The organism is Rhizobium sp. 18065 (assembly GCF_902706095.1).
In the GTDB taxonomy this organism is placed as follows: Bacteria; Pseudomonadota; Alphaproteobacteria; order Rhizobiales; family Rhizobiaceae; genus Allorhizobium.
Window position 1 is genome coordinate 172,353 of sequence record NZ_CACSJP010000010.1, and the last position, 9,636, is coordinate 181,988.

The 9,636-nt window shown below is 58.6% G+C and carries 8 protein-coding genes; 2 read left to right on the forward strand and 6 right to left on the reverse strand.

Features of this window, described 5'->3' with window-relative positions:
- Positions 1–37: 37 nt before the first annotated feature.
- A complete protein-coding gene (locus tag GVK95_RS20775; RefSeq protein ID WP_159952601.1) occupies positions 38–868 on the forward strand; it encodes a MerR family transcriptional regulator in 831 nt (276 codons plus the stop codon).
- An 83-nt stretch (positions 869–951) separates the two neighbouring features.
- On the opposite strand, the gene GVK95_RS20780 is transcribed toward GVK95_RS20775, so the two are convergent.
- The 5 genes from GVK95_RS20780 to GVK95_RS20800 form a co-directional block, all read right to left on the reverse strand.
- On the reverse strand, positions 952–2,370 hold the full coding sequence (locus GVK95_RS20780) for an efflux transporter outer membrane subunit (protein ID WP_159952602.1): 1,419 nt from the start codon (positions 2,368–2,370) through the stop codon (positions 952–954).
- 145 nt (positions 2,371–2,515) lie between these two features.
- Complete coding sequence (locus GVK95_RS20785; RefSeq protein WP_159952603.1) at positions 2,516–5,632, reverse strand: efflux RND transporter permease subunit; 3,117 nt, start codon at positions 5,630–5,632, stop codon at positions 2,516–2,518.
- 41 nt (positions 5,633–5,673) lie between these two features.
- Complete coding sequence (locus tag GVK95_RS20790) at positions 5,674–6,882, reverse strand: efflux RND transporter periplasmic adaptor subunit (RefSeq protein ID WP_159952604.1); 1,209 nt, start codon at positions 6,880–6,882, stop codon at positions 5,674–5,676.
- A gap of 148 nt (positions 6,883–7,030) precedes the next feature.
- On the reverse strand, positions 7,031–7,678 hold the full coding sequence (locus GVK95_RS20795) for a TetR family transcriptional regulator (protein WP_159952605.1): 648 nt from the start codon (positions 7,676–7,678) through the stop codon (positions 7,031–7,033).
- Between the two features lie 30 nt (positions 7,679–7,708).
- Positions 7,709–8,659 carry a phosphoribosylaminoimidazolesuccinocarboxamide synthase gene (locus GVK95_RS20800; RefSeq protein ID WP_159952606.1) on the reverse strand — a complete coding sequence of 317 codons (951 nt, stop codon included), beginning with the start codon at positions 8,657–8,659 and terminating at the stop codon, positions 7,709–7,711.
- 495 nt (positions 8,660–9,154) lie between these two features.
- On the opposite strand from GVK95_RS20800, the gene GVK95_RS20805 reads away from it, so the two are divergent.
- Positions 9,155–9,370 carry a hypothetical protein gene (locus GVK95_RS20805; RefSeq protein WP_159952607.1) on the forward strand — a complete coding sequence of 72 codons (216 nt, stop codon included), beginning with the start codon at positions 9,155–9,157 and terminating at the stop codon, positions 9,368–9,370.
- Positions 9,371–9,428: 58 nt separating this feature from the next.
- Here the strand turns inward: GVK95_RS20805 and GVK95_RS25140 are convergent.
- On the reverse strand, positions 9,429–9,636 hold a 208-nt coding region (locus tag GVK95_RS25140), incomplete at its 5' end, for a hypothetical protein (protein WP_210252963.1).

Below are 9,636 nucleotides of genomic sequence, written 5' to 3' on the forward strand. Positions count from 1 at the left end.
CCGGGCGCAATGATGTTATGCGGTAGGACCTGAATTCATGGATGATATCCGTTTCAAGATTGCCGAGGCCGCGAGGATGGCGGGTGTTTCGCCGTCGACATTGCGGCTTTGGGAAACACAGGATCTGATCCAGCCGATCCGTACGCCGAAGGGCCAGCGGCTTTATGATCGCGCACTTGTGGATCGGTTGAAAACGATTTCCTGGTTGCGGAGTGAAAAAGGACTGAACCCGGCGGCTATCCGGGAGAGCCTGCGAGGCGAGCTTCTCGCCGCAGAGCCTGAGATCGCAACATTCGAGCCGGAAGAGATGGGCGATCCAGCCAGTTTTCCCGTCGGTCTGAAGATCCGCCGCTTGCGCCGAGAGGCTGGCAAGACATTGGAAGCGGTGGCGCAGAAAACCGGCGTGTCGGTGTCGCAGCTCTCGACGTTCGAGCGCACCTCGCAGGGGCTTTCCTTTACGGCCCTGCACGAGGTCGCCAGTTGTCTCGGAACCACGGTCGCGTCCCTGAGTGGCCAGGAGCAGGGGCAGGGAGGTGAGTCGCTCATTCGTGAAGGAAAGTGGCCATCCTGGCCCGCTACTTCGTCCGGTGTCGCGATTCAGGTTCTGGCCGAGGGGCGCAACCAGATGGAATGCAATCGCTTCCAGCTCGCGCCTGGCGCTTCAAGCGAAGGGGCTTATCAGCACGCCGGCGAAGAATTCATCCACATGCTATCGGGCAGCCTGGAGATCATCCTGGACGGGGATTGTTTTTTCGAGCTGCATACCGGCGACAGCTTCTATTTCGAAAGCCGCAGGCCGCATTCCTGGCGCAACACATCGAGCAGTGAGACGGTTCTGATCTGGATCAATACACCGGCGACATTCTGATTTGGATGGTTCTGTCGCCATTCGGCACACATAAAAAAGCCCGGCGCCATTTCTGGAGCCGGGCTTTTTCGGATGCGAGCCTGTTACATGGTCTTGGCGGTTTTCGTGTCGAAGGCGTAGCCTCCGCCGATCGCCACGTTCAAGTTCACATAGTCTGTTGCCATCTGCTGAACGGCGGCTGCGAGATTTGCACGCGCGCTGTCGACCGAGCGCTGCGCGTCGAGAACGTCGAGCAGCGACGATGCACCATCGCGGTAGCTAGCTGTCGAGAGCGACAGGGCTTCCTGGTAGGATGCTACCGTTGCGTTCAATGCGGACACTGTCCGGCGCGTGCGGCTCATCGAAGCCAAGGCATTTTCCACGTCTTCAACCGACGACAGTACGGTCTGCTTCCAAGCCAGATACTGTTCGCGGGCCGACGAGTTGGCGATGTCGACATTGGCCTTGAGGCGGCCGCCGTCGAAAATCGGCAGGGTCAGGCTTGGGCCGAAGGACCAAGGTGTGACACCACCGCTTGCCGCGCTGGTGGCGATGATGCTGGTCGAGATCGTGCCGCTGAGCGAGATCGACGGATAAAGCTGTGCTTCTGCGACACCAATCTGAGCAACGGCTGCGGCGAGATTGCGCTCGGCTGCGCGGATGTCCGGGCGATTGCGGATCAGGTCGGCCGGGATGCCGGCGCTGACACTACGGCGAGCGTAGGGCTGAGACGCACCCTTCTGCAGATCGGCGACCAACGAAGATGCAGGGAGACCGAGCAGCAGCGCGATGCGATGTGCCGAGGCGCGGAAGCTGGTTTCGAGGCCCGGAATTTCAGAGAGCGTCGAATTGACGAGACCTTCGGACTGCACAACATCGAGACGCGATGCTGCGCCGGCTTCAAGCTGAAGCTTGGTCAGGTCAAAGGTCTCGCGGCGGGATGCCAAGCTCTTTTTAGCGATGGCAATTCGCTCCTGGAAGAAGCGCGCATCGATATAGGCTGTGGCGATGCTGGACAGGTAAGTCAGGCGCGCAACGTCGGCGCTGGCATAGGCAGCGTCGAGTGTTGCCTTGGAGCTTTCCTTGGTCCGGCGATACTGGCCGAACAGGTCGAGCAACCACGAAGCGCCCAAGCCGCCCGAGCTGGTCGACGTCGTGGCCTGAGACTGGCCGGAATATGCACCGCGGCCCGTCTGACGAGACGTTTCCTGCGACGCGGAAAGGTTTAGCTGCGGCCTGGCGCTCGCATCGGCGGCGAGGTAGCTCGCCTCGGCGGCGGTGATGCGCTCAAGCGCCTGCAGCACGTCGAGGTTCTGGTTCATGCCCTGCTCGACCAGCGAATTCAACCTTGGATCGTTGAAGGCGGTCCACCAAGCCACAGTCGAGACGTCGCCATTCGCTTGTTTGCCGCCTTCGGCAAATTTGCCCGGCAATGGGGTCTCTGGCGCGGTATGATCAGGACCGGTCACGCAGCCGGAAAGTAGAAGCATCGCGAGGGGAGCGGCTATGCGAATAGAACCCATCATCTTTTCCTAGATCTTTCACCCAAGTTACGGACCGCAGCCTGATTCGTTCATGAGACCGCGGTTGCGTGAATTTATGCTTAATTATTGTGTCGGCTTTCCCCGAAAGCCGACACAATCTTTTCTTAACCTATCAACACCGTGATCAAGATGACAGGGGGGGCTTGCGTTTTTCCCTGCTGGAAAGCTTGCGAATGATGACAAAGAACGATGGCACGAAGAAAATTCCAAGTGCAGTCGCTGTCAACATGCCGCCTAGCACGCCAATGCCGATCGAATTCTGCGCTGCCGAACCGGCACCCGTTGCGATTGCAAGCGGCACAACACCGAGAATGAAGGCCAGCGATGTCATGATGATCGGGCGCAGGCGAAGCTTCGCAGCCTCGAGTGTCGCTTCGATCAGGCCAACGCCTGCCGCCTGCCGGTCCTTGGCAAACTCCACGATCAGAATCGCGTTCTTTGCGGCAAGACCGATCGTGGTCAGCAAGCCCACCTTGAAGTAGACGTCGTTCGACTGGCCAAACAGTGACGCGGCTGCCACGGCACCAAGAACGCCGACAGGTACAGCCATGATGACCGAGAACGGAATCGACCAGCTTTCGTAGAGCGCTGCCAGGCAGAGGAAGACGATCAGCACCGAAAGGGCGTAGAGCATCGGTGCCTGAGATCCCGAAAGACGCTCCTGGTAGGAAATGCCCTGCCAAGCCACGGTATAGCCGCCTCCCAGTTCGGCTGTCAGCTGTTCCATGGTGTCCATGGAGGTGCCCGAGCTGACACCTGCACCGGCCGCGCCTTCGAGCGAGATTGCGCCGATCCCGTTATAACGGTCGAGGTTCGGTGCGCCGGTGATCCATTGCAGATTGGTGAAAGCGGAGAAGGGAACCATCTCGCCGGTACCGTTGCGGGCAAACCATTCGTTGATCGAATCCGAGCGCATGCGATAGGGCGCATCGCCCTGAACGATCACGGGCTTCAGCTCGCTGTTGAGGGTGAAGTCGTTGACGTCGCGTCCGGCAAAGATTGTCGACAGCATGGAGTTGACGGTGGCGAGATCGAGCCCCATCGCGCCCATCTTTTCCTGATCGAGAAGGATCTTGAGCTGGCTTTCAGATGGCGGGCTGTTGGATCGCAACGAACTGACGTTCGGATTGCTTCCACCTGCCTGGATGAGCTTCTGAGACGCCGCCGTCAGGGCTTCGGTGCCATTCTTGCCGCTGTCGACGAGATACATCGAGAAACCACTCGAATTGCCGAGGCCCGGAATTGCCGGAGGCTGCAACGGGAAGACCATGGCGTCACGCAACGTGAAGAAATAGCCCATGGCACGCTGGACCACTGCAGATGCAGCTTGATCCGGCGACTTTCTCAGGTCGAAGTCCTTCAGCTTGGCGAAGACCATCGCGTAGTTCTGGCCCGAGCCGGTGAAGCTGAAACCGGATACCGCGAACACGTCCTGGATCGAGTCCTTTTCCTTCTCCAGATAGAAGTCCTCGATCTTCTTGATGACTTCTTCCGTTCGCGCTGTTGTGGCGCCGTTCGGCAGCTGGACAATCGTCATCAGCACGCCCTGGTCTTCCTGTGGCAGGAAGGAGGTGGGCATGCGGATGAAGAACCAGGCGCATCCAGCGATGACGACTGCAAACATCAGCATCACGCGCATCGGGCGCTTCAAGAGGTAGGCGATCGACGAAACATAGCCGTTGGTCGTCTTTTCGAAGTTGCGGTTGAACCAGCCGGCCAAGCCGCGCTTTTCTGCCGTATGGTCGATGGGCTTCAGCATCGTGGCGCAGAGTGCCGGCGTCAGCACGATGGCAACGAGCGCCGACAGCAGCATTGCGGAGATGATTGTCACGGAGAACTGGCGGTAGATGATGCCGGTCGAACCGCCGAAGAAGGCCATCGGAATGAAGACCGCGGTGAGTACCAGCGCGATGCCGACGATGGCGCCGGTGATTTCGCCCATCGATTTCTCGGTGGCTTCAAGCGGCGACAAACCTTCTTCCGACATGATGCGTTCGACGTTTTCGACGACCACGATCGCATCGTCGACGAGAAGGCCGATGGCCAGAACCATGGCAAACATCGTCAATGTATTGATCGAGTATCCCGTCAGCGCGAGGATGCCGAAGGTTCCAAGAAGAACGACCGGCACCGCAATCATCGGGATGATTGTTGCGCGCAGGTTCTGCAGGAAGATCAGCAGCACGAAGAAGACCAGCACGATCGCTTCGATCAGCGTGTGGACAACTTTCTCGATTGAAAGCTGAACAAATGGCGTCGTGTCGTAGGGATAGGTGATGATGACATTCTCAGGCAGGCTCGCAGTCACCGAACCCAAGGCAGCCTTGACGCGGGCAGCGGTGTCGAGGGCATTGGCACCGGTTGCCAGGTTCACGGCAAAACCGGTCGCCGGCTTGCGATTGGCACGGGTGTTGGTGGAGTATTCTTCCTGGCCGATCTCAATGCGTGACACGTCGCTGAGACGAACGGTTGCGCCGTCGGTTTCAACCTTCAGGATGATCGATTCGAAATCGCCAACCGTCTGCAACTGGCTCTGGGCCGTCACGGTGACATTCAGCTGCTGGCCCATGGCTACCGGTTGGCCGCCGATCGAGCCGACGGATACCTGGGTATTCTGGGCCTGGATGGCGGACGTGACATCGCTTGGCGTCAGCTGGAACTTGTTGAGCTTGAGCGGGTCAAGCCAGACGCGCATGGCGTAGCCGGTGCCGAAGATCTGGATGCTGCCGACGCCTTCCAGCCGCTTGATCTGGTCCTCGATCTGGCTGGTGAAGATATCGCCGAGTTCAACCGGGCTGCGCTGGCCGTCGGTCGACACCAGGGCGCCGACGAGCAGGATGCTCGACGTCGAACGCGTGACCGAAAGACCGGTCGTCTGAACCACATCCGGAAGCTGCGACTGCACGAGTTGCAGCTTGTTCTGCACCTGAACCTGGGCGATGTCCGGGTCGATGGTGTTGCCGAAAGTCAGCGTGACGGTCGCAGATCCGGTGCTGGACGACGAGGTCATGTAGGTGAGATCATCAAGGCCGGTCATGCCGTCCTCGATGATCGAGGTCACCGATTTTTCAACTGTTTCGGCGCTGGCGCCGGTATAGGTCGCGGAAATACGAACCGTCGTCGGTGCGATTTCCGGATACTGGGCGATCGACAATGTCGAGATCGCCAAAGCGCCTCCCAACATGATGATGATCGCGATCACCCATGCAAAGATAGGGCGACGGATGAAATATTTGGCCATTGGTTGTCCCTTAACGCCTGTTGTGCCTAGCCGGAGCGCGATTACGGTTGCGCTGCAGGGGCGGCGGCGGGCGCCGCGGTTTCAACGACGAATCCCTGTTCATTGATGGTGGATTCAACCGGTTGGACAGTTGCGCCGTCGCCGATCCACTGGAAGCCGTCCACGATCAGCTTGTCGCCGTCCTGGATGCCGGAAGCCACCAGCCAGTTGTTGCCGGAGACCTGGCTCTCGGTGAAGGTACGCGTTTCGACCTTGTTGTCGGCGGTGACGAATTTTGCGTTCAGTTCGCCTTGGGCGTTGCGGGTGGCGGCGCGCTGGGGAATGATAAAGCCGTTCTCGGTTCCAACCGTGACCGTTGCGCGGACATACATGCCCGGGAGAACAAGATTGTCAGGATTGTCGAAGACCGCACGGATCGAGAAGGTGCCGGTCGTCTGGCTGACGGCCATTTCCGACATGTCGAGCTTGCCGACGATCGGATATTGCTGTCCATCTTCCAGTGTCAGGCGAATCTCGGCCCGCTGGTCGCCCGACTGATCGACGCGGCCTGCTTGGATAGCTTCGCGGAGACGCAAGAGATTGACGCTCGATTCGGTCAGCTCGATGTAGATCGGATCCAGGCGACGCAAAGTCGTCAGGGCATCTGTCTGGTTGGCTGTTACAACGTTGCCGATCGAGAAGGCCGATACGTTCGTGACACCTTCGAAAGGAGCGCGGATCTCGGTCAGATTGAGGTTGATTTCGGCAGCGCGCAGGGCGGCCTTGGCCTGGGCCACATCGGCCTGCGCCTGCAGAAGCGTCACGCGGGCATTTTCGAGTTCGACCTGCGTTGCGCCGCTGTTGACCAGACGTTCCTGACGGGCGAGGTTCGACTGGGCTGTCGGAACGCTCGCTTCGGCCTTTTCGAGGCTCGCCTGAGCCTGAGCGACTTCCGCGCTATAGCTGTCGTCTTCAATCTTGAAGAGCAGATCGCCGGCCTTGACTTCGCTGCCTTCCTTGAAGGCGATCTCCTTGATAACACCGCTGACACGCGGGCGGATTTCCGCAGTCTGGAATGCGGATGCGCGGCCGGGAAGCGTGGATGTGAGGGGATGAGGCGCCTGCTTCATCAGCACCACGCTGACTGGAGACGGTGGTTTTTCGCCACCGGCCGCGCCTGTGGCGTTCTGCGCTGTGCCGGAATCGCTGCAGCCGGCAAGCGCAGCCGCGCAGAGTACGAGGACGGATGTGAGCTTAAGACGTCGTGTCATGGGGGGTTCCAAAGCGAGAATGACGAAAGGCATCTTGCGAAGCAAATCCCATGCCCACTAGGAGCCTTGAGAAACTGCTACGCCCGATGCCGCGACTGTCGCCCCGTCCCAAGGGCGACGAATGTGAAGTGACGTAAGTTAAGTTTCGTCACTTGGCAAGAGGTGAGCGCAAGGCGATGTCAATAAGATTGACGACTTCCTTACACCGTATTGCCAATTTATCGGTATTTTCCATCCCGAGCATGACGGGATGAATCACGCATGCGAGAGCATCAAAAGCCGCGCTGGCATATCGGTAAATATCTGTGACCTTGTACAGGCCTTCGCTTTCGCCGGCGCGAATGATCTCGGCGATTGTCTCCACCACCATTTCGCGGAAGCGTTCGCCGCAATCCAGTTCTTCCCGGATGGTGACCTGGATCATCTCGAAGACGAAGGGTGCGTCCTTCTGGTCAGCAAGATGTTCGTCCATCAAATGACGGGCAAGCTCATAGAGCCGGACGGGGGCAGGCTTGTTCTGATCAAGGATCTTCAGTTCGTTGATTGTTTCCTGAATCGCGCGGGTTGCTATCGCATCCACGAGGCTGGCTTTTGTGCGAAAATGCTTGAAGACGTTGGCGGGTGACATCGACAGTTCTGCGGCGATGTCGGCGATCGTGACGCTGGCGTAGCCATGGGTGCGAAACAGGGTTTCGGCCATGTTCAGAATGTCTTCCCGCGTTTCCTCGGCAGGTCGACGCGACCGGCGCGGCGCAGGGTGCCGCTCAGAGATGATCTGGGCAGCGTTGTTCTTCATGCATTTGTCGAAACCTGATGACACGATCGCTCATATCTCCGGAAAGTAGCGGGCAAGGTTTTCGCGGACCCGATCCTTCGGTGTCGCGCCGCGATCATCGGGGACAAATGTCTGGCCGGTGATCGCTTCATAGGCCTTTATATAGACCTCCGACGTGTCTTCGACCAGCGCCAGCGGAATTTGAGGGATATCATCCTTGTAGGGATCGCAGCGTTCGGCGACCCAGGAACGGACGAAATCCTTGTCAAAGCTTGCCGGGCGGGTGCCTTTTTCAAAGGCTTGCGGATAGCTTTCGGCGATCCAGTAGCGACTGCTGTCGGGCGTGTGGATCTCATCCGCGAGAATGATGGTGCCATTCTCGTCCACGCCGAACTCGTATTTGGTATCGACGAGGATCAGCCCGCGTTCGGCGGCCAGCTTCTGGCCCCTGGCGAAGAGAGCCAGCGCATATTGCGACAGCGTCTGCCACTGTTCGGCAGTCAGAAGATTCTGGGCGATGATCTCATCCGGTGTCAGCGGTGCGTCATGTCCGCCGTCGAATTCCTTGCTGGTCGGCGTGATGATCGGCGTCGGAAGCTTCTCGTTGTCACGCATGCCATCGGGCAGGGTGATGCCATACATGCGGCGCTCGCCCTTCTTATAGAGAGTGAGGACCGAGGTGCCGGTCGTGCCGGCCAGGTAGCCGCGCACGACGACTTCCACCGGAAGGATATCGAGGCGCTTGCCGATCACGACATTCGGATCCGGGTAGGAGATCACGTGGTTCGGGCAGATGTCCCTGGTCTCGTCGAACCAGTAGCGTGCGGTCTGGGTCAGGACCTGTCCCTTATAGGGAACGCAGGTGAGGATCCGGTCGAAGGCGCTGAGGCGGTCCGTCGAGATGATGATCCGGCTACCGTCCGGCAAATCGTAATTTTCCCGGACCTTGCCGCCATAGTAGTTCGGCAGTTCGGGAAAATGAGCTTCGGACAGGGTGCGCATCGGACGGGATCCTCTCATCGTTTCCACTGCATGGCACGCAGATGGCTTGGGAACAGTTCTGCGGCTATCGCAAAGACGGCAGTCTTTCAAAGAAAAAAGCGCAAGCCTTCTCGCCATTCGGGCCATTTTGTCACCGAGACGGCCTCAAGGGGCGAACGACGGGGCTTTGTGCCTTGTGAAACGTCACCGACGCAGCATGAGCGGCAGCTACGCCGGTTTGCAAGACAACCATGTTTGGGCGCCCCTATATAGAGAGGAAGCAAACAGGCTGCACCGCGTGCCCTAGCCCTAGCCCAAGCCCAAGCCTGAGCCTGAGCCTGAGCCTGAGCCTGAGCCCACGTTTGACGACGGCTCGCAAAGCCAAGAGCGGGACTGCCGCTATGATTTGCCGCATTGCGCTTTGTCAGATTGTCGACTTCATGCTTGGCAATCCGCAAATTCTTAATACCGCAAGCAAGTCTCTCACAGAGAGACACTCTATAGAAAGGCATCACCATGCTGTCAGTCGTCATATACCGCATCCCTGTTCTCGGCTGGATGCTCAAGGAGGCCATGCAGGGCGCGACCACCGCCAAGGTGTTGTTCGTCATCAATCTGCTGATGATCTGGTTGCTGGCGATCCTGGCCTTTGGCTACCCGGCGATCATTCTCCCGGCTCTTGCAGCCGTTCCTGCCATGTTTGTCGTGCTTATCCTGATCACAATGGGATAAAGAACCCAGCCGCGCCTGCCTAATTTCCAGGCCAACCTGCTGATTTCTAGGCAGGCCCTCAGTCGACGTCCTGATGCGCATCAAAAAACACATTCAAAAACAATGGCTTGTGAAAAATGACAGTTTTTTGAAAATTGCCCTGTTGACTGTTTGAGGTGTGAAATCTATAACCCCGCTCACTGACGAGGGCGGCGGCGCTGCTGGCGACGACGACCTTCGTTCTAGAGAAATCTAAGGAAATTGGCTGAGACGCTGATTGGTTGCCG